Below are 25,616 nucleotides of genomic sequence, written 5' to 3' on the forward strand. Positions count from 1 at the left end.
TGCCACCTGGCCCGGTACCGTTTGGGGCATGGCTCCGACCTCCGCCCCCCAGACCCCTTTCGGCAGGGTTCTCACCGCGATGGTGACCCCGTTCACCGCCGAAGGCGCGCTTGATCTCGACGCGGCCCAACGGCTTGCCGCGCACCTTGTGGACGCCGGCAACGAGGGCCTGGTGGTCAACGGCACCACCGGCGAATCGCCGACCACGAGCGACACCGAGAAAGCGCAGCTGGTCCGGGCCGTGGTGGAGGCCGTCGGCGACCGGGCGTTCGTGATCGCGGGCGCGGGGACCAACGACACGGCACACAGCATCGAACTGGCGCGCGAAGCGGCCGCGGCCGGCGCGCACGGGCTGCTGCTCGTCACGCCGTACTACAGCAAGCCGCCGCAGGAGGGCCTGTACCGGCACACCGTGGCCGTCGCGGACGCCACCGAACTGCCGGTGATGCTGTACGACATCCCGGGGCGCACGGCCGTCGCGCTGGAGACCGAGACGATCGTCCGGCTCGCCGAGCACCCGCGGATCATCGCGAACAAGGACGCCAAGGCCGACCTCGGCGCGGCGTCCTGGGTCATGGCCCGCACCGACCTGGCGTACTACTGCGGCGACGACATCCTCAACCTGCCGATGCTGTCCATCGGCGCGGCCGGATTCGTGAGCGTCGTCGGACACGTGGTGGCGCCCGAGCTGCGGGCACTCGTGGACGCGTACCTGTCCGGCGACATCGCCAAGGCGCGCGAGATCCACCTGCGCCTGCTGCCCGTGTACACCGGAATCTTCCGCACCCAGGGTGTGATTTTGAGCAAGGCCGCCCTCGCCGCACAGGGCCTGATCACCGGCACACTGCGTCTGCCGCTCGTCGAGGCGACGGCGGAGCAGATGGCCGTGCTGAGGCAGGATCTCGCGGCGGGCGGGGTAGAGCTGTAGAAAGTGCCCGGACCGGGGTCGACCCTGTCCGGGTTTGAACCATCACATGCGCGGGCCGTCCGGACGACGGGCGTGCCCGCGTGGCGAGGAGAGAACTTGAGTCATCCGCATCCGGAACTCGGACCGCCCCCGGAACTGCCCGAGGGCGGACTTCGCGTCATCCCGCTCGGCGGTCTCGGCGAGATCGGCCGGAACATGACGGTCTTCGAGTACGCCGGGCGGCTGCTGATCGTCGACTGCGGGGTCCTCTTCCCCGAAGAGGAGCAGCCCGGCATCGATCTCATCCTGCCGGACTTCACCGCGATCCGGGACCGGCTGGACGACATCGAGGCGATCGTGCTCACGCACGCGCACGAGGACCACATCGGCGCCGTGCCGTACTTGCTGCGCGAGAAGGCCGACATCCCGCTCATCGGGTCGAAGCTGACGCTCGCGCTCATCGAGGCCAAACTCAACGAGCACCGCATCCGCCCGTACACGCTCGAGGTCGGCGAAGGCGACCGCGAACGGCTGGGCCCCTTCGACTGCGAGTTCATCGCGGTCAACCACTCCATCCCGGACGCGCTCGCCGTCGCGATCCGCACCCCCGCGGGCATGGTCGTCCACACCGGCGACTTCAAGATGGACCAGCTGCCGCTCGACGGCCGGCTGACCGACCTCCCCGCGTTCGCCCGCCTGGGCACCGAGGGCATCGACCTGCTGCTCGCGGACTCGACGAACGCCGAGGTCCCGGGGTTCGTGCCGCCGGAGCGCGACATCGCCGGCGTCCTCGACCGGGTATTCGCGGACGCCGACCAGCGCATCATCGTGGCCAGCTTCGCCAGCCACGTGCACCGCATCCAGCAGGTGCTGGACACCGCGTACGCCTACGAGCGCAAGGTCGCCTTCATCGGGCGGTCGATGGTGCGCAACATGGGCGTGGCGCGGGAGCTGGGGTACCTGAAGGTGCCGGCGGGGCTGATCGTGGACGTCAAGACGCTCGACGATCTGCGGCCCGACGAGGTCGTGCTGGTCTGCACGGGATCGCAGGGCGAGCCGATGGCGGCGCTGTCGCGGATGGCGAACCGCGACCACCAGCAGATCCGCATCGTCGAGGGCGACACCGTGGTGCTGGCCTCGTCGCTGATCCCGGGCAACGAGACCGCGGTCTACCGGGTCATCAACGGGCTGACCCGGTGGGGCGCGAACGTCGTGCACAAGGGCAACGCCAAGGTGCACGTGTCCGGCCACGCGTCGGCGGGCGAGCTGCTGTACTTCTTCAACCTCACGAAGCCGCGCAACTTCATGCCGGTGCACGGCGAGTGGCGCCACCTGCGGGCGTCCGCCGATCTGGCGGCGGCCACCGGAGTCCGGCGCGACCGGATCGTCATCGCCGAGGACGGCGTGGTCGTGGACCTCGTCGACGGCGTCGCGCGGATCACCGGCAAGGTGCAGGCCGGGTACGTGTACGTGGACGGCCTGTCGGTCGGCGACGTCACCGAGTCGTCGCTGAAGGACCGGCGGATCCTCGGAGACGAGGGCTTCGTGTCGGTGTTCCTGGTCGTCGACTCGTCGACCGGCAAGGTCGTCGGCGGGCCGCAGATCACGGCACGCGGGTCGGGCATCGACGACGCCAAGTTCGACGACGTGATCCCGCGCATCGAGGACGTCCTCACCCGCGCCGCCGCGGACGGCGTGGCGGACCCGTACCAGCTGCAGCAGCAGGTGCGCCGGGTCGTGGGCAAGTGGGTCAGCGACACCTTCCGGCGCCGGCCGATGATCCTGCCGGTGGTCGTGGAGGTCTGAGGTCCGACGCCCGAGGAGGTCGGGGGTGGGGGGCCGGAGGCTGCTGCGGAAGAGAACAAGCCGCGGCGGACTCCGGGGCCCCACCCCCCACCCCCTCCACCGCCGTCTGTGCCGCTGCCCCCGGGCGGGGGTCAAGCGGCCGCAGGCCGATGCTCGCCGCGTGCGTCGAGCTCGCGGCGGATGACGGCGACGAGTGCCGCCGGGTCCGCGGCCACGACGGCCGCGTCGCATTCGAGGACCAGCCACGGGCTGCCGGCGACGTTGCGGCGGCGTGGTGATGCAAGGGCCGGCGCCGCATGTCGTGGCGTCGGCGGCTGCGCCGACTGTGCGGTCGCGTTCCTGGGCATGTGTGTGGACGATGCCGGTCGACCGGCTGCCGGGAACGGTCCCGACGCGTGGCTGATGGCCGGCACCGGGCCGGGAACGCGGTCGGCCAACGGCAGGGGCCGAGATGCTCGACCGACGGCCGGAATCGGTCCGGCATCGTGCTCCGCAACCCGCAGTGGCCGTGACGCACGGCGGCCGACGAGCGGCACCCACTCGGATTCCCGCTCGGCAACCCGCACTGGCCCGGAACCGCGGCCGACGCGTGGCGCAGGGCCGGAATCACGCCCGATGACCGGTCCCGGCCCCGGAGTGCGACCGGGCTCCACGATGACGCCATAGCCCGGTGTCGGCCGTGTCGGCCCCGTCATGTCCACGGCCAGCCGGAGCTCCGGCCACGCGAAGGCGAACCTGAGCATGACCCGGCCCAATGCCGACTGCAGGGTCCAACCGGGTACGGGCGCCGGCACGCCCGCGTCGGCCAAGGCGAGCCGGATCGTCGTCTCGACCCACGACGCGGCGGCTGCGTTCGCCGCGGCGACGGCCGTGGCCAGGGCGGGACCGCCCGGGCGTGGGGCGTAGTGCGTGACTGCCTCCTCGAGTTGCCGGTGGGTGAGGTGCCGGCGGTGGAGCATGCCGTCCAGGACCGTGACCGCGGTGGCGTGGTCGTCGTGTCGGGCGATGTCCACCGCCGTGCGCAGCGGGTTGGTGGCGGGGATGCCCGCCACCCGCCCGACCTCGTCGGGTCGCCAGGCCGTCGAGCGTGCCCGGCAGCCTTGGCGGCGTGGCACGGCTACACCCGGGGGCACGGCGATCTCCACGGGACGGTGGCGCGCCACCACCGCCGGACCCGTGGGAACACCCCATAGCCAGGCCGCCGTTCGCCCGCACGCGATCGCCCCGTGGCCGATCGCGAGCACGGTCGCGGCTGCGCGCAGCGCGAGCGTGTCGGGGACGTGGGCGCCGATGTAGACACCGTGGGTCACCCGCCGGAGATCGCCGTCCTCCAGCCGGCGGCGGACCGCGGAACGGGTGATCCCGCGGTCCGCCGCCATGGCCAGGGTGAACGGCGCGGACAGCAGGGCTGCCAGTGCCGGATCGTGAACCATGCGCTCAGTGTGGGGCGCCGTGGACGGCGGTGCTCTCCGCCGTCCACAGCCCGCGCCCAGCGGTGTTTTCATCAGACCGGGGTGGACGCGTGCTCGCCCGGCGGTACTTCCTGAGCGGTCCCGAGCTGCGTGACCCCGTCGGCGCTCCGGGCGTGTTCCGCGGCATGGGCGGGCTTCGGAGGCTTCGTGGGCTTGCCGGACCCGGGCTTGGCGGGCTTGCCGGACTCGGCCGGCTTCCCGGGCTTTCCGGGGCCCGACGGTTTCCCGGGCTCCGCCGGCTTGTCCCCGGCCGGCTTCCCGGGCTTGTCAGGCTTGCCCGGCTGCCCCGGCTGCCCCGGCTGCCCCGGCTGCCCCGGCTGCCCCGGCTGCCCCGGCTCCGCCTCCCCCGACGAACGCGGCTTCCCGCAGCCCTTCTTGGCGCGGTACAGCACCTTCCACGTGGCCTCGTCGGTTTCCCCCGATTCCGCGACCTGGTTGCACTTCTGCACCCAGCGCACCGCGGCCGTGGTCTCGGGACCGTACATCCCGGAGACGTCGAGCTTGGTGCCGTAGCCGGACCGGGTGCCGATGAGGCACTGCGCCTGCGCGACCGCGTCGCCGTGCGAACTCTCGTTCAGCAGCGGGCGGTCGTTCTTGTCGATGTGGTTGCAGACCGGTGCCGCCGCCACGGCCGCGGGTGCGGCCGGTCCGGCGAGGCCGGCGCCGACCGCGACCGCGCCGGAGATCAGCACCGCGGCCGCGCGTCGGCGGGTCCGGCCGCCGCCCGCGACGAGGCCGCGGACTCGGGTGGTCTTGATGGCGCTGCGCATGACTCCTCCTGGAGGGCCGTGTCCCGAAGCGGGTCTTCGAGAACACGGCCGACGCTAGGGCGAGTTGGCGCAGGGTCAGGAGCCGTCGGATCATCCGAAAAGAGGTGCGGCATGTGGGGGGACGGGCGCCCAGGAGATGTCACGCAAAAAGAGGAGATTGCCCGGATTTGGGCCAGTCGGTGTCGCAGGCCACGCCCCTGACCCGCTCCGATCCGCCCCCCGGGTGCCGCAAAACAGACCCTCAACACGCCGTGATGTCAGACCAAAACTGCAGGCGTAGCGGGGCGGGGCGAGGTGGGGCGGACGGAACGGGCGGAGCGGACGGCGAGCGGCAACCCGATGGCGGTTTCCCGGCGCCAGGGAGGGAGAACGTCCCCCCGAAAGCGGCAACCGCCCCGCAAGCCGGCCGCCACCCCCCAACCCACCCCTACAACCCCGCCGCCTCCCCCACCCGCAACACCAGAATCGCCATGTCGTCCCGAGCAGGCTCCGCCGCGAACGTCTCCACCGCCCGGTGGATCCGGGCCGCCACCGCCCCCGCCGTCAGGCCCTTGCAGGCCGCGAGGACGGTCATCAGCCCGTCCTCGCCCAGCATCCGGGGCCCCTCGCGCCGTTCCGTCACCCCGTCGGTGACGCACAGCAGGACGTCGCCGGGCTCGAGGTCGACGGTCTCGGCGACCAAGTCCAGTTCGTCGAGGACGCCGAGCAGCGGCTGCGGCGTCGCCACCTGTTCGACGTGTCCGTCCGGGGTCAGCCGCAGCGGCAGCGGGTGGCCTGCCGAGACCAGGGTGAGGCGGATGCCGCCCTCCGGGCGGTGCGTGATGTGCCCGTGGAGCAGGGTCAGGAACCGGCTGCGCGGTCCCTCGTCCAGAATCGCCGCGTTCAGCCGCTGCAACACCGACGGAACCGGCATGCCTTCACGGGCGAGCAGGCGCAGTGCCTGCCGTGCCAAGCCCGTGACGGCCGCCGCCTCCGGGCCCGTGCCGCAGACGTCGCCGATGGCGAAGCCCCACAGGTCGGGGCCGATGGTGAACAAGTCGTAGAAGTCGCCGCCGACTTCGTTGCTCTCGCCGGAGGCCTGGTACACCACCTCGACGTCGAGGCCCGGCACTCGCGGCAGTTCCGGCGGCAGCAGGCTGCGTTGCAAGGCCTGGCTCGTGGCGGTGCGTTCGGAGTACAGGCGGGCGTTGTCCATCGCCAATGCCGCGCGCCGGGACAGGTCTTCGGCGAGTTCCAGGGTCTCGCGGCGGAAGCGTTCGCCCGCGACGTTGCCGAGGGTCAGCATGCCGATGCCGCGCCCGCGCGCCACCAACGGCAGGGTGACCGCGTCACCCGTCACCAAATCCTCGTGCCCGACCGTCGTCTCGGTGTCCAATACACGCAGACCTCGCCACGGCCGCGCCCCGACCGTCGGGTGGGCCCGCGGCCGTTCCGCGCGGTCGAGCAGCGCGCGCAGGTCGTCGATGCGGGTCTCGTCCGTGTGCCAGACGCAGCTCAGCGCCGGCTCGTGGCCTTCCGCCAGCGTGTGGACGGCGCACCACGTGGCCAGTCGCGGCACCACGATCTGCGCGACCATCGCGAGCGTCATCTCCGGGTCGAGCGTTCCCGCGAGCAAGTCCGACGCTTCGGCGAGGAACGACAGCGAGCCGCGGCGCACCCGTTCGAGTTCGGACAGGCGGGCGCTCTCCACCGACAGCGAGATCCGGTCGGCGGCGCGCTGCAGCCTCGCCGCGTCGTCGTTGTCGAACCGGGCGCGGCGTTCGGACGCCACGCCGAGCGTTCCGGTCAGGCGGCCTTCGACCTTGAGCGGCGCGGTCACCGCCGACTGCATGAGGCTGTCCCCGAGCACCGGGACGGCCTCCCGCACCCCTTCCGCGTCGTGGTGCACCGCGGGCATGCGTGCCGTGCCGAACCGGCCCGCGGATCCCGCGACCGGAACGCGGGCATGCCGCTGGTGCAGCGCCCCCGCAAGGCCGGTCGTCGCGCGGACTTCCATTTCGCTTTCGTCGTCGGTGGCGATCAGCACGAACGCCGCGTCGCCGTCCAGGAGATCGCGGGCGCGTTCGATCGCGCGCTGGAGCAGCTCGTCGAGCCCGGGGCGGTTGTGGCCTTCGAGGCCGTCCCATTCGCTGTCCGTGGGCGGCGGTACGGGAGTCCGCCCTGCCGCCGCGGCCGCCCGGTTCTCCAGCACCGCGCGCGCCCGGGCCGGGACCGCGAGCAGCACGAGCGACGGATTGTCCGACGCGTCGCGCAGCCGCACGTGCGAGGCGAACACCCGCACGGGCCGGCCTTCGGCATGCCGGATGTCGTACATGCCTTGCCAGCGCGACAGTTCCAGCATTGCCGCGAACGGCATGTCGTTCTCGGAACTCTCCGGCGTATGCGGCCAGTCGACCAACTCGGGCAGCCGCATGCCGACCGCTTCGACGGCGGGCCGGCCGAACAGGTCGGCGGCGTCCACGTTCCAGTGCGTGACGCGCTGGTTGACGTCGGCATGCACCACCGCCACGCGCACCGGCGTGTCGGTGCCGGGGAGCACATGGGTGGGCAGCGTAGGCCCGGCCAGGCTCGTCGCCGATCCGCCGTCGGGCAGGTCGAGGCGGAACCACACCTGCTTGACGCTCTTGGTGTACTCGACGCCCCACGCCGACGCGATCGACGCGGACAGGAACAAGCCGCGCCCGCTCTCGTCGTCCGCATCGAAGGCGCCGACGGGCGTGGGAAGTTCACGGGTGGGGTAGCGGTCGACGACTTCGATCTGCACCGCGTCGTCGTAGCGGACGCACGACACCTCGGTCGCCGTCCCGGCGTGCACGATCGCGTTGGTGACCAGCTCGCTGACCAGCAGCACCGCATCGTCGACGACGCCGGAGGCGTCCCATTCGGTGAGCGTTTGGCGCACGAAGGATCGGGCGGCGGCCACGGATCGACCCTCAGGGGCGAACGTGGCACTCACTTTCGCGGTGACGACCATCTCGGCTTCCGGGTCCATACACTCCCGCATCCTGCGTCGTGCGGTGGTTGCGGTGGCGCGGCCTTACTGCTCCCGTACGTGTAATCGAAGGGCGACTGGGCGGCTACGTCTGATTCATGCGCCGCCGGAAGCCCCGTCCAATCCGGCCTGCATATGTGACGTACGTCTCGGCCACCTCGGTGTTTCCGGCGCGGCCGCCCTGCCACGGGACGGTCCCGCGGCAGCTCCGCACACTACCGCGTCCCTCCGGCGGGGGCGCAGCTCCTTGGTGAACATTGACCGCCGGCGTACGCCCGCCACCGCGCCGCCACGCACGGTATCGGCCGGTCCGACCTGCGGAGTCGGCCGTACGCCCCGCGCGATGGTGGAAGACTGCCGATAGCAGGCGGCGCACGCCGCGGCCGGCAGCCGGAGGGCGGCACACACGCCCGGCGGCCGACCGGACCGGGGCGGGTGCCGAGGTCGGTGTCCGGCGGAGTCCGGTGGAGGAATCTCAGCATGGCGAAGACGGCGAGCAAGGCCGGGTCCGGCGGCGCGCGCGCCCGTCGCGACCGGGACGACGAGCGGGAGCTGCGGATGCTGCTCGCGGCGTTGACCGCGGTGCGCGACGGCAACTTCCGACGCCGGCTGACGGTCTCCGGCAACGGCGTGATGAGCGAGATCGCCGCGGTCTTCAACGACGTCCAGGACCGCAACCAGCACTTGGCCGGCGAGCTGGCCCGGGTGCGCCGCGTGATGGGTCGGGACGGCAAGCTGGGCGAGCGCCTGCATCCCGGCCCCGGCGAGGGGTCGTGGGCGGCCGGTATCGACGCGGCGAACGCGCTCGTCGAGGACCTCGTCCGGCCGATCACCGAGATCAACCGGATTCTGTCCGCGGTCGCCGAGGGCGATCTGTCGCAGCGGCTCGACCAGCGGATGTCCGGGCAGCCGCTGCGCGGCGAGTTCAACAAGATGGGCCGCACCGTCAACGGGCTCGTCGACCAGCTGTCCGCGTTCGCCGACGAGGTGACCCGGGTGGCGCGCGAGGTCGGCACCGAAGGCAAGCTCGGCGGTCAGGCGCAGGTCCGCGGCGTGTCGGGCAGCTGGAAGGACCTCACCGACTCCGTCAACACGATGGCCAGCCGGCTGACCGCGCAGGTCCGCGACATCGCGCTGGTGACGACCGCGGTCGCGAAGGGCGACCTGTCGCGCAAGGTGACCGTCGAGGTCGAGGGCGAGATGCTCGCCTTGAAGAACACCGTGAACACGATGGTCGACCAGCTGTCCGGGTTCGCGCAGGAAGTCACCCGGGTGGCGCGCGAGGTGGGCACGGAAGGCCGTCTGGGCGGGCAGGCGCGCGTCGAAGGCGTGTCGGGCACCTGGAAGGACCTGACGGACTCCGTCAACGTCATGGCGGGGAATCTGACGGCGCAGGTCCGGGACATCGCCCAGGTGACCACCGCGGTCGCGTACGGCGACCTGACGCAGACCATCACCGTGTCGGCGCGCGGCGAAATGGCGCAGCTCGCCGAGACGATCAACTCGATGACGGGCACGCTGCGCACGTTCGCGTCCGAAGTGACGCGTGTGGCGAGTGAAGTCGGCTTCGAGGGCCGCCTGGGCGGGCAGGCGCGCGTGGACGGCGTGTCGGGCACGTGGAAGGACCTCACCGACTCGGTGAACACCGCCTTCTACAACCTGACCGCGCAGGTCCGGGACATCGCGCAGGTGACGACCGCGGTCGCGCGCGGCGACCTGTCGCAGAAGATCACGGTGGACGTGTCCGGCGAGATGCTGGAGCTGAAGAACACCGTCAACACCATGGTCGGCCAGTTGTCCGGCTTCGCGTCCGAAGTGACGCGGGTGGCGCGCGAGGTGGGCAGCGACGGCACGCTCGGCGGCCAGGCCGCGGTGCCGGGCGTCGCGGGCACGTGGAAGGACCTGACCGACTCCGTCAACCTGATGGCGAGCAACCTGACCGGCCAGGTCCGCAACATCGCCCAGGTGTCGACGGCCGTCGCGCGCGGCGACCTGTCGCAGAAGATCACGGTGGACGTGTCCGGCGAGATGCTGGAGCTGAAGAACACCGTCAACACCATGGTCGACCAGCTCTCCGCGTTCGCCAGCGAAGTCACGCGCGTGGCCCGCGAGGTGGGCAGCGAAGGCCGCCTGGGCGGGCAAGCGCGCGTGGTGCCCGGCGTCGCCGGCGTGTGGCTCGACCTGACCGACTCCGTGAACTTCATGGCGGGCAACCTGACCGCGCAGGTCCGCAACATCGCCGACGTCACCACGGCAGTGGCACGCGGCGACCTGTCGAAGACCATCACCGTCGACGCCCGCGGGGAGATCCTCGAACTCAAGACCACCGTGAACACGATGGTCGACCAGCTTTCCGCCTTCGCCTCCGAAGTGACCCGCGTGGCCCGCGAGGTGGGCACCGAAGGCATCCTCGGCGGGCAGGCCCAGGTGCTCGGCCTGGGCGGCGTGTGGCGCGACCTGACGTACTCGGTGAACTTCATGGCGGGCAACCTGACGGGCCAGGTGCGCAGCATCGCCCAGGTCGCCACCGCGGTCGCCAAGGGCGACCTGTCGCAGAAGATCTCCGTGGACGCCCGCGGCGAGATCCTCGAACTCAAGACGACCATCAACACGATGGTCGACCAGCTGTCCGGCTTCGCGCAGGAAGTCACGCGTGTGGCCCGCGAGGTGGGTACCGAAGGCCGCCTCGGCGGGCAAGCCGACGTCAAGGGCGTGTCCGGCACGTGGCGCGACCTCACCGAGTCCGTCAACGTCATGGCGGGCAACCTGACCGGCCAGGTGCGCAGCATCGCCGAGGTGACCACCGCGGTCGCGGGCGGCGACCTCACCCAGAAGATCACCGTCGACGCGCGCGGCGAGATCCTCGAACTCAAGGACACCATCAACACGATGGTCGACCAGCTGTCCGCGTTCGCCGACGAGGTCACGCGCGTGGCCCGCGAGGTGGGCACCGAAGGCATCCTCGGCGGCCAAGCCCGCGTCCGAGGTGTGTCGGGCACGTGGAAGGACCTCACCGACAACGTCAACTCGATGGCGGCCAACCTCACCGGCCAGGTCCGCAACATCGCGCAGGTGTCCTCCGCGGTCGCCTCCGGCGACCTGTCGCAGAAGATCACCGTGGACGCCCAGGGCGAGGTGCTCCAGCTCAAGACGACCATCAACACGATGGTCGACACGCTGCGCGCCTTCGCCGACGAGGTGACCCGGGTGGCCCGCGACGTGGGCACCGAAGGCCGCCTGGGCGGCCAGGCGCACGTCCCGGGCGTGTCCGGCACGTGGAAGGACCTCACCGACAACGTCAACTCGATGGCCGACAACCTGACCGGCCAGGTCCGCAGCATCGCCGAAGTGACCACCGCGGTCGCGCTCGGCGACCTGACCCGCAAGATCGACGTCGACGCCCGCGGCGAGATCCTCGAACTCAAGACCACCATCAACACGATGGTCGACCAGCTGTCCGCGTTCGCCGGGGAAGTCACCCGCGTGGCACGGGAAGTGGGCACCGACGGCATCCTCGGCGGCCAAGCCGAGGTGGAAGGCGTCTCCGGCACCTGGAAGCAGCTCACCGAGAACGTGAACGAGCTGGCCGGCAACCTGACCCGGCAGGTCCGCGCGATCGCCGAGGTCGCCACCGCGGTGACCCGCGGCGACCTGACGCTGCAGATCGACGTCGACGCCCGCGGCGAGATCCTCGAACTCCGCGACAACATCAACCAGATGATCGCCAACCTCGGCGAGACCACCCTGGCCAACCGCGAACAGGACTGGCTCAAGACCAACCTGGCCCGCATCTCCGGCCTCATGCAGGGCCGCCGCGACCTGATGGCGGTCGCCGCGCTCATCATGAGCGAACTGACCCCCGTGGTCTCCGCCCAGCACGGCGCGTTCTTCCTCGCCGAACTCACCCACGAAGACCACGTCGAACTGCGGCTCATCGCCAGCTACGGCTACCAGAACGGCGGCGCCCCGACCCGGTTCCGCCTCGGTCAGTCGCTGGTCGGCCAAGCCGCGCTGGAGAAGCGGTCGATCGTCGTCGAACACGCGCCGCCGGGCTACATCAAGATCTCGTCCGGCCTCGGGGAGGCCCCGCCGGTCAACGTCGTCGTGCTGCCGGTGCTCTTCGAAGACCAGCTGCTCGGCGTCCTCGAACTGGCCTCGTTCAGCCCGTTCACCTCGGTGCACCGCAACTTCCTCGAACAGCTCAACGAGCAGATCGGCGTCACGGTCAACACGATCATGGCGAACTCCCGCACCGAGATGCTGCTCGCCGAATCGCAGCGGCTGACCGAGGAACTCCAGGAACGCTCCGAGGAACTCCAGCGGCAGCAAGGCGAACTGCGCCACTCCAACGCCGAACTCGAAGACAAGGCCGCGCTGCTCGCCCGGCAGAACCGCGACATCGAGATCAAGAACAGCGAGATCGAACAGGCCCGCAAGGCCCTCGAAGAACGCGCCGAACAGCTCGCCCTGTCGTCCCGCTACAAGTCCGAGTTCCTCGCGAACATGTCGCACGAACTGCGGACCCCGCTCAACAGCCTCCTCATCCTCGCCAAGCTGCTGGCCGACAACGTCGACGGCAACCTGACCCGCAAGCAGGTCGAGTTCGCCGAGACCATCCACGCCGCCGGATCCGACCTGCTCCAGCTCATCAACGACATCCTCGACCTGTCGAAGGTCCAGGCGGGCAAGATGGACGTCCGCCCCGCGCGGATCGCCCTCGTCCAGCTCATGGACTACGTCGAGGCCACCATCCGGCCGCTCACCGCCGAGAAGGGCCTGGACTTCACCGTCCACGTCTCGCCCGAAGTCCCGGCCACCCTCTACACCGACGAACAGCGCCTCCAGCAGGTCCTGCGCAACCTGCTGTCCAACGCCGTCAAGTTCACCGACAACGGCTCCGTGGAAGTCGTCATCCGGCTCACCGACGACATCCCGCCCGCCATCGGCGACCTCGACGACGCCGACCAGGCCATCGCCTTCTCCGTCGTCGACACCGGCATCGGCATCGCCGAGGAGAAGCTCAAGGTCATCTTCGAGGCGTTCCAGCAGGCCGACGGCACCACCAGCAGGCGCTACGGCGGCACCGGCCTCGGCCTGTCCATCAGCCGCGAGATCGCCTGGCTCCTCGGCGGCGAGATCCACGCGGTCAGCGAACCCGGCCGCGGCAGCACGTTCACCCTGTACGTGCCGCTCGACAGCATGCTCGCCGACGACGAGCCCGCCCAGTCCGGAGCCCCGCTCGCCCTCCCCGGCGAGACCGGCCCGCTTGCGCTGCTGTCCGCGCAGGCGCCTTCCGCCGCGCCCGACCGCCCGGAAGGCGCCGCGCAGGCCGCCGCCCCGCTGCGCCGCGTCCTCGCGGTGGAGGAGCCGCAGGCCGAGGGCGGACCGATCGTCACCACGCTCGCCGGGCTCGGCGACCTCGTCGAGGTGGCCACCGCGCCGACCCCCGACGCCGCCGTCGACGCCCTCGACCTGTTCCACCCGGCCTGCATCGTCGTCGACGTCCGCCTCGCCGACGAAGGCGCCTGGCGGCTGCTCGACGTCCTCGCCGGCCGCGCCGACCTCCAGGACGTGCCCGTGGTGGTGCACGTGCCGATGCGGCCGACCCGCTCCGAGGCGGCCCGGCTGCGCGGCTACCGGCGGCGCATCGGCGCCCTGCACCGGGTGTCCACCCCGGACGCGCTGGCCGACTTCGTCGCCGACGCCGCCCGCGAGGACACCCGCCCGCCGCGCCCGGCGCCCGCAGCGCGGCCCTTCGAAGGGCGCTTCCAGGGCGAGAAGGTGCTGATCGTCGACGACGACGTGCGCAACGTCTTCGCCCTGACCAGCGTCCTCGAGCAGTACGGCCTGGTGGTCAGTTACGCCGAGAACGGCCGCGAGGGCATCGAGAAGCTCCAGGCCCAGGACGACATCGCGATCGTCCTCATGGACGTGATGATGCCGGAAATGGACGGCTACGCCACGACCGCCGCCATCCGCCGCATGCCCCAGTACGTCGGCCTGCCGATCATCGCCCTCACCGCGAAGGCCATGAAGGGCGACCGCGACAAGAGCATCGCGTCCGGCATGTCGGACTACGTGGCCAAGCCGGTCGACACCGGACATCTCCTCAGCCTGATCCGTACCTGGCTAGAGGAGTGAGCGACTCCACACCCGGCGCCTCGCGGGGTCGCGGACCCGGTCCGCGGCCCCGCCGGGCGGCCGTCGCCGTCCGCCGCGGGAAATGCCCGGTCCGACCCCGGGATTGCCGGATTCGCGGGAACTCCGGGGCTGTCGGTTCCGTTGGATCCGTGGGAGGGTGCGAGACGGGGCTGTCGGTACCGTACGTGCGTCGGTGGTCACACCACGCGACCGGCGGTTCGGGAACTGCCTGCCCCGGTCCGTCCGGAGCACTAGCATGACCGGGACGCACCGGCACCCGACCGGGTACGGGCACGAAGCGGCAGAGCACTGATCCAGAGACGAGCGGAGCCGACCGGGACGCGGGCATGCCCGGGTCGCCGGATCGAAGAGGGTGGGCCATGACGGAGAAGGCCAAGATCCTCCTGGTCGATGACCGTCAGGAGAACCTGCTCGCCCTCGAGGCGATCCTGTCCGCACTCGACCAGACCCTCGTGCGCGCCCACTCCGGCGAGGAAGCCCTGAAGGCGCTGCTCAGCGACGACTTCGCGGTCATCCTGCTGGACGTGCAGATGCCCGGCATGGACGGCTTCGAGACCGCCGCGCACATCAAGCGCCGCGAGAAGACCCGCGACATCCCGATCATCTTCCTCACCGCGATCAACCACGGCCCGCACCACACCTTCCGCGGCTACGCGGCGGGCGCGGTCGACTACATCTCCAAGCCGTTCGACCCGTGGGTGCTGCGCGCCAAGGTCGCCGTCTTCGTCGACCTGTACAAGAAGAACTGCCAGCTGCGCGAGCAGGCCGCCCTGCTGCGCGGCCGCATCGACGCGGGCGCGGGGGAGAACCGCGCCGGCGACATGCTCGGCGAGCTGTTCGCCCGGCTCGGCAGCCTCGAGGAGAGCGCCGACGACCTCGCCAAGCAGGTCGAGATGTCCGACGACCCGGCGCTCGCGGCCACCGCGAACGGCGTCCTCGGCAAGATCGCCCGGCTCCGCGCCGCCCTCGACGCCCTCGTCCCGGCACCCGCCGGGCACCCCGGCCCGGCCGCGGAAACCCGCCCGCCGGCACCGCCCGCGGCCCGGCGCCCTCCGGAGGCGTAGTCAGGGACGGCCGCCGGAGCCGTTGTGCGACCACTCGGAAACCACCGTGACGGAAGCGGTGGCGCGTGCCCTGGCGAATGCGGTGAACGACACGTGCGGCCGAGTTCCGAGTGACACGTGAGACACGCGGGTCCGCCGGGTAACCTCACCCCTATGGCCACGCGTACGTCCGGCGGCGGCGCCCGGACCGGCGGCGCCGCGAAGAAGAAGGCTCCGGCGAAGAAAGCCGCGCCCGCACCTCCGCCTCCGCCGCCCCCGCCCGGCATCTTCGAACGCATCGGCGACATCGTCTTCCGCGTGGTCAAAGGCGTGTGGCTCGGCCTCGCGCACGCCGTCGGCGGCGTGTTCCGCAGCATCGGCCACGGCGCCCGCGGCATCCACCCCGAACACCGCCGCGACGGCGTCGGCCTGGCCCTGCTCGGGCTGTCGATCGTGGTCGCCGCGGCGGCGTGGGGCGACGTCCAGGGCCCGGTCGGCGACGCGGTGACCGCCGTGGTGGCCGGCTCCGTCGGCCGCCTGGACGTGCTCGTGCCGTTCCTCGTCGCCGCGCTCGCGGTCCGGGTCATCCGGCACCCCGACCAAGGCGACGCGACCGGCCGCATCGTCATCGGCAGCGTCGCCCTCGTGGTCGGCGTCCTCGGCATGATCCACATCGGCTCCGGGACCCCGCACCCGTCGGACGGCGCGACCGCGATGCGCGGCGGCGGAGGCCTCGTCGGGTACGCGTTCGCCGGCCCGCTGGTCGACGCGGTCACGAAGTGGGCGGCCATACCGCTTCTGCTGATCGTGGTGTTCTTCGGCCTGCTCGTCGTCACCGCCACCCCGGTCGCCGCGGTGCCCGACCGGCTGCGCACCTACCTCGGCTTCCCGGGCGGCGACTACCCCGACGACGAGCCGTACAGCGACTACCCGGGCGACTATCCGGACGACTACGCCGACGACTACGACGACGTGCCCGAGGAGACCCCGCCGCCGAAGCGCAAGCGCGCCCCCGCCGCCCCGGCGAAGGAAGCCCCCGCCGCGCCGCGCCCGCGCGGCCGCAAGTCCGGCTCCGACCCGATCGAGGTCGCCGCCGCCGCGGCCGCCGCACTCGACGGCACCGCGCTGCCGGTCCCCGGCGCTCGCACCCGCAAGGCCGCCCCGGCGGTCGTGGACGAGACCCGCAGCGCGCCGCCCGCCAACCCCCTGCCGCCGCGCAGCGAGCAGCTCAGGCTGTCCGGCGACATCACCTACCACCTGCCGGCGAGCGACCTGCTCAAGCGCGGCGGGCCGGGCAAGGCGCGCAGCCAGGCGAACGACGACGTGGTCGCCGCGCTCACCCACGTGTTCGAGCAGTTCAACGTCGACGCGCGGGTCACCGGCTTCACCCGCGGCCCGACCGTCACCCGCTACGTGGTCGAGCTGGGCCCCGCGGTCAAGGTCGAGCGGATCACCGCGCTGGCGAAGAACATCGCCTACGCGGTCGCCAGCCCGGACGTGCGGATCATCAGCCCGATCCCGGGCAAGTCCGCGGTCGGCATCGAGATCCCCAACGCGGACCGCGAGATGGTCAACCTCGGCGACGTCCTGCGGGCCGACGAGGCGGTCTCCGACCAGCACCCGATGCTGGTCGCCCTCGGCAAGGACGTCGAGGGCGGGTTCGTCGTCGCGAACCTCGCCAAGATGCCGCACATCCTGGTGGCCGGCGCCACCGGCGCGGGCAAGTCGAGCTGCATCAACGGCCTGATCACGTCGGTCATGATGCGCGCCACCCCCGACGAGGTGCGGCTGGTGCTCGTCGACCCCAAGCGCGTCGAGCTGACCGCGTACGAGGGCATCCCGCACCTGATCACGCCGATCATCACCAACCCGAAGCGGGCCGCCGAGGCGTTGCAGTGGGTCGTCCGCGAGATGGACATGCGGTACGACGACCTCGCCAACTTCGGCTACCGGCACGTCGACGACTTCAACAAGGCGCTGCGCACCGGCAAGCTGACGACGCCGCCCGGGAGCGAGCGGGAACTCGCGCCGTACCCGTATCTGCTGGTGATCGTCGACGAGTTGGCCGACCTGATGATGGTGGCGCCGCGCGACGTCGAGGACTCGATCGTGCGCATCACGCAGCTCGCGCGCGCCGCAGGCATTCACCTGGTGCTGGCCACCCAGCGGCCGAGCGTGGACGTGGTGACCGGTCTGATCAAGGCCAACGTGCCTTCACGGCTGGCGTTCGCGACCAGTTCGCTGGCGGACAGCCGGGTCATCCTCGACCAGCCGGGTGCCGAGAAGCTCATCGGCAAGGGCGACGGGCTGTTCCTGCCGATGGGGGCGAACAAGCCCGTCCGGATGCAGGGCGCGTTCGTCACCGAGGCGGAGATCGAAGCGGTCGTCCGGCACTGCAAGGAACAGCTGCAGCCGGAGTACCGCGAGGACGTGGCCGCGTCCGGCGGGCAGAAGAAGCAGATCGACGAGGAGATCGGCGACGATCTCGATCTGCTGTGCCAGGCCGCCGAGCTGGTGGTGTCCACGCAGTTCGGGTCGACGTCGATGCTGCAGCGCAAGCTGCGCGTCGGGTTCGCGAAGGCGGGACGGCTGATGGACCTCATGGAGTCGCGCGGCATCGTCGGCCCGAGCGAAGGGTCCAAGGCACGCGACGTCCTCATCAAGCCGGATGAACTTGATCAGGTGTTGTCAACAATCCGCGGGGAATAGGCAAGTCTGATCGGAAATCCGGTCGCAACCTGATTCACTGGTGACGGTTTGCATCGCGTTCGCGATCTGTCCGAATCTCGGCGCCGCGCGCCGGGGTTCGGCAGGGGAACACACCGATCCGGCCGCCCTTAGACTCCTGTGACTCCCGTCTCGTGTCCGTACGCTCGGAGGCGCACTCGTGTCCATCGGTCAGACCCTTGCCCACGCCCGCACCAAGGCGGGGCTCACCGTCGACCAGGTAAGCGAGGCCACTCGTATCAGACAGCCGATCGTGGAAGGCATCGAGCACGACGACTTCGCGGGCTGCGGCGGCGACTTCTACGCACGCGGCCACATCCGCACGATCGCCCGCGCGGTCGGGATCGACCCCGAGCCGCTGGTCGCCGAGTTCGACCAGGCGCACGGCGTCACCCCGGCCCCCAGCCCCACGGCCATTTTCGAACCGGAACGCATCAAGCCCGAACGGCGGTTGACGCCCAACTGGACGGCCGCCATGGCCGCCGCGGTCGTCGTGGTGCTCTCCTTCGTGGTCTTCCACCTCGTCGACGGCAAGGGCGACGACGACAAGCCGGTCGCCGCGCCGTCCCCGACCGGCCCCGCGCAGCCCACCGCTCCGCAGGCCGCCCCGGTGCCCGCCGCGCCGCCCAGCTCCGTCGTCGCGCAGGCGCCGCCGCAGGTCAAGGTCCGGCTCGACGCGGTGAACGGCAAGAGCTGGGTGCGCGCCACCGACACCACCGGCAAGCAGGTCTACTTCGAAGGCAACCTGGAGAAGGGCGCCAGCAAGGAATTCGTCGACCCGACCGAGCTGAAGCTGGTCATCGGCAACGCCGACGGCGTCCGCCTCAACGTCAACGGCAAGGACCTCGGCCCGGCCAGCACCAAGAACTCCGTGGTCCGGCTCTCCTTCAAGCCGGGCGACCCGCAGCAGGGCTGACGCCCCGCCCGGCGGACGGGCGGGGCGAACCGGGAGACCGGGGAAGCCCGGAGCCGGCGGCCTTGGACGAGCCGGGAGACGGAAACCGGAGGCCGGAAATCGGAAACGGAAACCGGGGAGCCGGGGGACCGGAAACCCGGACAGCCGGGGGCGACGTCCCGGAAACCGCCGCCGCGCGGGGCGGGATCCGGGTGCTCGTTCGGGTGCAACCGGTTCCCGCGTCCGGTCCGGGCCGTGTCCTGACGTAGGCTTTCCGGCATGCCCGCCCCCCGCCCCGAGTCCGCGCCTGCCGGTTCCGCGCCGACGGCCGCGGCCGATCCCGCCGTCCGTATCCCGGAAACCGCCGAAGCCGGCAGCGCCGCCGCGCCCGTGACCGCGGGCGGCGGCCGCACCGTGGCGCTGGTCACCCTCGGCTGCGCCCGCAACGAGGTCGACTCCGAAGAGCTGGCGGGCCGACTGGAAGCCGACGGCTGGCGGCTCACCGAAGACGCCGCCGACGCTTCCGTCGTCCTCGTCAACACCTGCGGTTTCGTCGAGTCCGCCAAGAAGGACTCCATCGACACCGTGCTGGAAGCCGCCGACCTCAAGAAAGAGGGCCTGACCCAGGCCGTCGTCGCGGTCGGCTGCATGGCCGAGCGCTACGGCGACCAGCTCGCCGGCGCGCTGCCCGAGGCCGACGCCGTCCTCGGCTTCGACGACTACCAGGACATCGCCGCCCGCCTCCGCGGCATCCTCGCCGGCGAGAAGCACACCTCGCACGTGCCCCGCGACCGCCGCACGCTGCTCCCGCTCAGCCCGGTCGAACGCCAGGCCGCCGACGTCGCGGTCCCCGGCCACGGCGGCGACGAGACCGCGAGCGTGCCCGCCGACCTGCCCGAGGGCGTCGCCCCCGCGTCCGGCCCGCGCCCGCTGCGCCGCCGCCTCGGCGGCGGCCCGGTCGCGTCCGTCAAGCTCGCGTCCGGCTGCGACCGGCGCTGCTCGTTCTGCGCGATCCCGTCGTTCCGCGGCTCGTTCCTCTCCCGCCGCCCCACCGACCTGGTCGGCGAAGCCCGCTGGCTCGCCGCCGAAGGCGTCCGGGAAATCGTTTTGGTCAGCGAGAACTCCACGTCGTACGGCAAGGACCTCGGCGACATCCGGCTCCTCGAAGCCCTGCTGCCCGAACTCGCTTCCGTCGACGGCCTCGACCGGGTCCGGGTCAACTACCTCCAGCCCGCCGAGATGCGCCCCGGCCTCGTCGACGTGCTCACCGGGACCGACGGCGTCACCCCGTACTTCGACCTGTCCTTCCAGCACGCCAGCGAGCCGGTGCTGCGCCGGATGCGCCGCTTCGGCTCCCGCGAGGCGTTCCTCGGCCTGCTCGAGCAGGTCCGCGCCAAGGCCCCCGAGGCCGGCGCCCGCTCGAACTTCATCGTCGGCTTCCCCGGCGAGACCGAGGACGACGTCGAGGAACTCGTCCGGTTCCTCACCGCGGCCCGCCTCGACGCGATCGGCGTATTCGGCTACTCCGACGAAGAAGGCACCGAAGCCGCCGGCTACGACGGCAAGCTGCCCGACGACGTCATCGCCGAACGCCTCGAACGCGTCAGCCGCCTCGCCGAGGAACTCACCGCGCAGCGCGCCGAAGAGCGGATCGGCACGCGCGTCGACGTCCTCGTCGAGGAGATCGTCGACATCGCCGACGACGGCACCGTCACCGCGGAAGGCCGCGCGGCCCACCAGGCGCCGGAGATCGACGGCCTGACCGTGGTCCGCGGCCAGGGCCTGGAAGTCGGCACGATCGTTCCGGCGATCGTGGTCGGCAGCGAGGGCGTGGACCTGTACGCGGACCTCGTGGCGGACGCCCCCGACCGGGCCGCTGCCGGTGCCGCGGCCGCCGCGGGACCGGTCCGGTGACCGAAGACCCGACGCCGCCCGCCCGCCGCCGCCCGTCGGACGCCGCGCGCAACGCGGCGCAGAAGTCCGCGCAGCGCGCCGAAGCCGCGCGCGCCGCGGCTGCCCAGCGCGCGGAGGCCATGCGGATCGCCGCCGCGCACCGCGCCGAGGCGATGCGCGCCGCCGCCGCACACCCGGCCGAGGCGGTCCGCACCGCGGCCGCCAACCACCCGCCCAAGCCGGACCGGCTGGGCGATCCGACGACGTCGGTCAGCGTGTGGAACGCCGCCAACGGGCTGACCATGCTGCGCATCGCTATCGTCCCGCTGTTCGTGTGGCTGCTGGTGCAGGACGGCGGTCACGACCCCGTCTGGCGCGCATGGGCCTGGGCGGCCTTCGCCATCGCCAGCATCAGCGACCGCTTCGACGGCATGCTCGCCCGCCGCCACGGCCTGGTCACCGACTTCGGCAAACTCGTCGACCCGATCGCCGACAAGGCGCTCATGGGCGCTGCCCTCATCGGCCTGTCGGCGCTCGGCGACCTGCCGTGGTGGGTCACCGGCATCGTGCTGTTCCGCGAAATCGGCATCACCCTCATGCGGTTCTGGGTGATCAAACGCGGGGTGATTCCGGCGAGCCGCGGGGGCAAGCTCAAGACGCTGCTCCAGGGCACCGCCATCGGGATGTACGTCCTGGTCATCACCGGCCCGCTCGCGTCCTTCCGCGCGTGGGTCATGGCGGTCGCGGTCATCGCGACCGTGGTGACCGGCCTCGACTACGTCGTCAAGGCGATGCGCGGCGGCAACGACGGCACGGACGGCAGCACGGACGGCACCGACGGCAACGGCACAGGCGACACCGACACCGAAACCGACACCGAAACCGACGACCCGGGCGACACCGGCGGCGAAGCGGACGGGGACCGGCACGACACCGCCCCTGGCACCGACGGCCGCGAACCCGCCGACGCCCGGCGCACCGACTAGCGCACACCCGAGCACACCACGAGCACCAGGGGGCACGCGTGGACATCGAACTCGTCGCGGTCGGCGACGAACTCCTCATCGGCGACGTCGTCAACACCAACGCGACCGTGCTCGGGCAGATGCTCACCGACGCCGGCATCCACGTCACCGGTATCTCGACGGTCGGCGACGGCCTCGACAGCCTCGTCGACGTGCTGCGCATCGCCGTCGGCCGCGCCGACGCGGTGCTGATCACCGGCGGACTCGGCCCCACCTCCGACGACCGCACCCGCGAGGCCGTGGCCCGGGTCGCGGACGTCCCGCTCCGCCGCGACCCCGATGTCGAACAGTGGCTGCGCGACCGCTACCGGGACAGCAACCGCACCCTCACCGGGCTCGGCCTCCAGCAAGCCGACGTCCCGGAAGGCGGCCGGGTGCTGCCCAACGACCGCGGCAGCGCGCCCGGCCTGGCGATCGACATCGCCGGCACCGCCGTCTACGCGACGCCGGGCGTCCCGCACGAAATGGCCGCGATGGTCGGCGACCAGGTCCTGCCCGACCTGCTGCGCCGCTCCGGCTCGCCCGCCCCGCGCGCCCAGCGCGTGCTGCGCACCGTGGGCGTCGGCGAAGGAGTCGTCGCGCAGTACCTCGAACCGCTGGAGAAGCAGGTCGCCGAGGCCGGTGCGGTCGAGGTCGCCTACCTCGCGGAGCCGGGCGAGACGCGCGTGAAGCTCACCTCCACCGGCCCGGGCGGCGGCGAGGCGGTCGACGCGGCAGCGATGCGCGCCTACGAACTGCTGGGCGACTGCGTCTACGCCGAAGGCGACGAGACCCTGGTGGCCGTCGTCGCGCGGCTGCTGGCCAAGCGCGGCGCGACGCTCGCCGCGGCGGAATCCCTCACCGGCGGGCTGCTCGCCTCGACGATGGTGACGGTGCCGGGCGTCTCCGCGGTGTTCCGCGGCTCGGTGACCGCGTACGCGACCGAGGTGAAGCGGTCGGTGCTCGGCGTCGACGCCGAACTCCTGGCCGCCGAGGGCGCCGTACACCCGCGCGTGGCACGGGAGATGGCCGAGGGTGTGCGATCCCTCCTGTCGGGTACGTACGGGGTGGCCACGACCGGAGTGGCCGGCCCGGATCCCCAGGACGGGCGCCCGGTCGGCGAGATCCACATCGCGGTCGCGGGCCCGGACGGAACGGCTTCGGACACCGCGCAACTGTGGGGCGACCGGGACCGGATCCGGGCGCTGACCGTGGTGCGGGCGTTGGAACTGCTGCGGCGCACACTGCTCGGCCTGCCGCAGAAGCAGGCCCGGGAATGCACGGGCTGAGAGGGGGGTTGTGCCGTCGATGGGGAATGTACGGGACGAACGTGGTAAAACGCCGCTCCGAATGTCAAGGCTGCACGCCCTCAGTGAACAGGACGTCAGACCGGGTACGGAGTCGGGATCGGCCGGGTACGGTGGGGCTGTGTCCGTTGCAGCCGCGGTCCTAGGAGGGAGCGACCGATGATTCTGCTTCGTCGCCTGCTGGGTGACGTGCTGCGTCGGCAGCGCCAGCGCCAGGGCCGCACCCTGCGCGAGGTGTCGTCGGCGGCCCGGGTCTCGCTCGGGTACCTCTCGGAGGTCGAGCGCGGCCAGAAAGAAGCGTCGTCCGAACTGCTCTCCGCCATCTGCGAGGCGTTGGACGTGCGCATGTCGATCGTGCTGCGCGAGGTGAGCGACGAACTCGCGCTCGCCGAGCTGGCGCACAACGAGGGTCTGACGTCCCGTCCGGTGCTCGAGCCGGTGGGGTCGGCGCAGAGCGAGCGCGTGCCGGGCGACCGCCTGGCGGGTGCCGGCGCGCCGAACCAGGTCAAGACCGCCAACCAGGTCGAGGTGGTCGCCGCGGCCTGAACGGGGCGCGGCGTGAGCGAGGGCGGTGCGGGCCGACGAGGCCCGGCACCGCCCTCACGCTTTGTCGACGACTTCGCCAGGTTTGTCACGGATCGTCACCAAGTGGTGCGCCGATCGAGTGATTGGCGGTGCCTGGCCTGGCCCGACGGGTTGTTCGCGGGCAAGGCTGGAGGTCCCCCGTGAGGGGAACCGAGGGAGGCCGACCATGAACCCGGTTGGGCAGCACCTTGGCACCACCGCCCCGGCCCGCGGCACGCGCCCGCGGCCCGAGGGCGGCTTCCCGGCCCGCACTCTGCGGGCCCTGCTGGACGGCGGCGTCCGCGACCGCGACGCGGCGACGTGGGCCGTCGCAGCCGTCCTGACCCTGGCGTGGTGGGCGGCCTTCGGCTGGCTCGCCGGCCTCGACACCGCGGGCCCGGCCACCGGCGCGGCCCTGTGCGGCGGCTGGAGCCTCAGCCTCCTGCCGGTCCACTGCGCCGCCCGCTTCCGCCGAACCGCGGCGGGGCGCACGCCGACGACGCAGAGCAGGCGGAGGGGCTGCCCCGGGCGGGGTGACCCGGGGCCACCGCCCCGACTCGCCGCCCGACCACCTCGAACGCGGGCGGGCCCGGCACCCCCCGAGGAGTGCCGGGCCCGTCGTGCGGGTCAGCGCGCGGCTACCACGGCATCGTCACGCCGCCGTTGGGGCGGAGGATCTGGCCCGTCATGAACTTCGCCGCGTCCGACGCCAGGTACGCCACCGCGTAGGCGATGTCCTCGGGCTCGCCGACGCGCTTGAGCGGCGACATCTTGAGCATCGGGGCGGCGACCGCGGCCTTGCGGGCCTCGTCCTCGGTGCCGTCCTCGGCCGTCCAGTGGCGGCCCGTCATGCCGGTGACCGTCCAACCCGGCGCGACCGCGTTGACCCGGACGCCGTTCGGGCCGACCTCGGTGGCCAGCGTCTTGGTGAGCTGCACGACGGCGGTCTTGGCGGTGCTGTAGCAGACCAGGCCCGCGTTGGTCGTGTCGATGGCGCTGGACGCCATGTTGACGATGCTGCCGGATCCCTGCTCGACCATGACGCGCGCGGCGGCGCGGCAGCCGTAGAAGACGCCCTTGAAGTTCACCGACAGCACCCGGTCGAGGTCCTCGTCGGTCGTCTCGATCACGGTGCTCGTGTGCATGATGCCCGCCACATTGGCCATCACGTCGAGGCGCCCGTGCGCGGCGACGGCGGAGGCCACCAGTTCGTCGACGGACGCCGCCGAGGACGTGTCGACGCGCGCCGCGGACGCCGTGCCGCCGGCCTCCGCGATCAGCTTCGCGGTCGCCTCGGCACCGCCCTCGTTGATGTCCGCGCACACCACGGCCGCGCCGAGTTCGGCGAGGACCTGCGCGCTGCTGCGGCCGATTCCGCTGGCGGCACCGGTGATGACGGCCACGCGGCCGGACAGATCGAGGGCTGTGCGCAACACGGGTTCCCCTCCCACGGAGTTCAGGGCCGGGATCCCGGGCCCATCGGGACCGTAGGCAGGATCTGACGAACAGTCAATAATCGTTGACCGGGGCGCTCGTCACCTCGTCCGCGGCGGATCCGCGCCCGGTCAGGAGCCGGACTGCTGGGCCAGGCACCAGCGGTGTGCGGTGCTGCCGACGGAGATCAGGCCGGAGTCGGCCAGCCCGTCGCAGACGTTGTCGGGAAGTCCGGACCCGCTGCCGGGAGTCGACGCGGGCAGCGGGCGGCGCGACGGGACGCCGCCGTGCTCCGGCCCCGGGCGGCGCGGCGGCTGCCGCGGCGGTTCGGCGGTGGGGGAGGCGGTGGGGGAGGCGGTCGCGGACGGCTGCGGCGTGTTCCACGCGGTGTGCCGCAGGCCGGCCGTGGCGACCGGGCCCGGCAGTGGCGGCAGCGGCACGACCGCGGGCAACGGCCCGAGGGGGTCCGGGGCGAGCGCCTGCGGGGCGGCGGAGACGCAGCCGGCCAGGAACGGCAGGCACAGCAGGGGGACGAGACGTCGCAGCGGCGGACGGCGCACGGCAACAGGGTTCACAGGGGCGGTCACATGGGTCACAGCGGTCACAGGGAGGCTCCTCCGGGTCGCGCACGCCGAACGCC

General features: G+C 72.1%; 15 protein-coding genes. 10 read left to right on the forward strand and 5 right to left on the reverse strand.

All coding sequences use genetic code 11. From position 1 onward, the window contains the following. Positions 1-28: 28 nt before the first annotated feature. Positions 29-928, forward strand: coding sequence for a 4-hydroxy-tetrahydrodipicolinate synthase (dapA, locus tag ABEA93_RS31880; RefSeq protein ID WP_345679342.1), 900 nt, complete (start codon positions 29-31; stop codon positions 926-928). A 96-nt stretch (positions 929-1,024) separates the two neighbouring features. Then, complete coding sequence (locus ABEA93_RS31885; protein ID WP_345679343.1) at positions 1,025-2,713, forward strand: ribonuclease J; 1,689 nt, start codon at positions 1,025-1,027, stop codon at positions 2,711-2,713. 131 nt (positions 2,714-2,844) lie between these two features. Here the strand turns inward: ABEA93_RS31885 and ABEA93_RS31890 are convergent, their stop codons facing one another. From ABEA93_RS31890 to ABEA93_RS31900, 3 genes are all read right to left on the reverse strand, one after another. Next, the gene (locus ABEA93_RS31890) at positions 2,845-4,146 is read right to left on the reverse strand and encodes a type IV toxin-antitoxin system AbiEi family antitoxin domain-containing protein (protein WP_345679344.1); all 1,302 of its coding nucleotides are present in this window, start codon (positions 4,144-4,146) and stop codon (positions 2,845-2,847) included. Between the two features lie 71 nt (positions 4,147-4,217). After that, a complete protein-coding gene (locus tag ABEA93_RS31895; RefSeq protein ID WP_345679345.1) occupies positions 4,218-4,955 on the reverse strand; it encodes a peptidoglycan-binding domain-containing protein in 738 nt (245 codons plus the stop codon). A gap of 427 nt (positions 4,956-5,382) precedes the next feature. Continuing rightward, the gene (locus ABEA93_RS31900) at positions 5,383-7,929 is read right to left on the reverse strand and encodes a SpoIIE family protein phosphatase (protein WP_345679387.1); all 2,547 of its coding nucleotides are present in this window, start codon (positions 7,927-7,929) and stop codon (positions 5,383-5,385) included. 576 nt (positions 7,930-8,505) lie between these two features. Between ABEA93_RS31900 and ABEA93_RS31905 the strand changes: the two genes are divergently transcribed. The 8 genes from ABEA93_RS31905 (at position 8,506) to ABEA93_RS31940 (ending at position 23,524) form a co-directional block, all read left to right on the forward strand. Next, on the forward strand, positions 8,506-14,088 hold the full coding sequence (locus ABEA93_RS31905; protein WP_345679388.1) for a HAMP domain-containing protein: 5,583 nt from the start codon (positions 8,506-8,508) through the stop codon (positions 14,086-14,088). A 380-nt stretch (positions 14,089-14,468) separates the two neighbouring features. Continuing rightward, positions 14,469-15,173, forward strand: coding sequence for a response regulator (locus ABEA93_RS31910; protein WP_345679346.1), 705 nt, complete (start codon positions 14,469-14,471; stop codon positions 15,171-15,173). A gap of 153 nt (positions 15,174-15,326) precedes the next feature. Then, on the forward strand, positions 15,327-17,861 hold the full coding sequence (locus tag ABEA93_RS31915) for an FtsK/SpoIIIE family DNA translocase (RefSeq protein ID WP_345679347.1): 2,535 nt from the start codon (positions 15,327-15,329) through the stop codon (positions 17,859-17,861). A gap of 178 nt (positions 17,862-18,039) precedes the next feature. Next, complete coding sequence (locus ABEA93_RS31920; protein WP_345679348.1) at positions 18,040-18,795, forward strand: helix-turn-helix domain-containing protein; 756 nt, start codon at positions 18,040-18,042, stop codon at positions 18,793-18,795. A 258-nt stretch (positions 18,796-19,053) separates the two neighbouring features. Then, positions 19,054-20,688, forward strand: coding sequence for a 30S ribosomal protein S12 methylthiotransferase RimO (rimO, locus tag ABEA93_RS31925; RefSeq protein ID WP_345679349.1), 1,635 nt, complete (start codon positions 19,054-19,056; stop codon positions 20,686-20,688). 152 nt (positions 20,689-20,840) lie between these two features. Then, positions 20,841-21,653 (forward strand): CDP-diacylglycerol--glycerol-3-phosphate 3-phosphatidyltransferase, encoded by an 813-nt coding sequence (gene pgsA / locus ABEA93_RS31930; RefSeq protein ID WP_345679389.1) that lies wholly within the window; start codon positions 20,841-20,843, stop codon positions 21,651-21,653. Positions 21,654-21,691: 38 nt separating this feature from the next. Continuing rightward, positions 21,692-22,960, forward strand: coding sequence for a CinA family nicotinamide mononucleotide deamidase-related protein (locus ABEA93_RS31935; RefSeq protein WP_345679350.1), 1,269 nt, complete (start codon positions 21,692-21,694; stop codon positions 22,958-22,960). Positions 22,961-23,137: 177 nt separating this feature from the next. Continuing rightward, positions 23,138-23,524 carry a helix-turn-helix domain-containing protein gene (locus ABEA93_RS31940; RefSeq protein WP_345679351.1) on the forward strand — a complete coding sequence of 129 codons (387 nt, stop codon included), beginning with the start codon at positions 23,138-23,140 and terminating at the stop codon, positions 23,522-23,524. Between the two features lie 656 nt (positions 23,525-24,180). On the opposite strand, the gene ABEA93_RS31945 is transcribed toward ABEA93_RS31940, so the two are convergent. Then, the gene (locus ABEA93_RS31945; protein WP_345679352.1) at positions 24,181-24,978 is read right to left on the reverse strand and encodes an SDR family NAD(P)-dependent oxidoreductase; all 798 of its coding nucleotides are present in this window, start codon (positions 24,976-24,978) and stop codon (positions 24,181-24,183) included. Between the two features lie 129 nt (positions 24,979-25,107). Then, positions 25,108-25,581, reverse strand: coding sequence for a hypothetical protein (locus ABEA93_RS31950; protein ID WP_345679353.1), 474 nt, complete (start codon positions 25,579-25,581; stop codon positions 25,108-25,110). Between the last annotated feature and the right edge of the window lie 35 nt (positions 25,582-25,616).

Source organism: Yinghuangia aomiensis (assembly GCF_039542225.1).
Taxonomy (GTDB): domain Bacteria; phylum Actinomycetota; class Actinomycetes; order Streptomycetales; family Streptomycetaceae; genus Yinghuangia; species Yinghuangia aomiensis.

Excerpts from the sequence above, each read along its gene's own strand:
- dapA (WP_345679342.1), top strand. The coding sequence starts at position 29 with ATGGCTCCGACCTCCGCCCCCCAGACCCCTTTCGGCAGGGTTCTCACC.
- ABEA93_RS31890 (WP_345679344.1), bottom strand. The coding sequence starts at position 4,146 with ATGGTTCACGATCCGGCACTGGCAGCCCTGCTGTCCGCGCCGTTCACC.
- ABEA93_RS31895 (WP_345679345.1), bottom strand. The coding sequence starts at position 4,955 with ATGCGCAGCGCCATCAAGACCACCCGAGTCCGCGGCCTCGTCGCGGGC.
- ABEA93_RS31900 (WP_345679387.1), bottom strand. The coding sequence starts at position 7,929 with ATGGTCGTCACCGCGAAAGTGAGTGCCACGTTCGCCCCTGAGGGTCGA.
- ABEA93_RS31905 (WP_345679388.1), top strand. The coding sequence starts at position 8,506 with ATGCTGCTCGCGGCGTTGACCGCGGTGCGCGACGGCAACTTCCGACGC.
- ABEA93_RS31910 (WP_345679346.1), top strand. The coding sequence starts at position 14,469 with ATGACGGAGAAGGCCAAGATCCTCCTGGTCGATGACCGTCAGGAGAAC.
- ABEA93_RS31915 (WP_345679347.1), top strand. The coding sequence starts at position 15,327 with ATGGCCACGCGTACGTCCGGCGGCGGCGCCCGGACCGGCGGCGCCGCG.
- rimO (WP_345679349.1), top strand. The coding sequence starts at position 19,054 with ATGCCCGCCCCCCGCCCCGAGTCCGCGCCTGCCGGTTCCGCGCCGACG.
- pgsA (WP_345679389.1), top strand. The coding sequence starts at position 20,841 with ATGCGCGCCGCCGCCGCACACCCGGCCGAGGCGGTCCGCACCGCGGCC.
- ABEA93_RS31940 (WP_345679351.1), top strand. The coding sequence starts at position 23,138 with ATGATTCTGCTTCGTCGCCTGCTGGGTGACGTGCTGCGTCGGCAGCGC.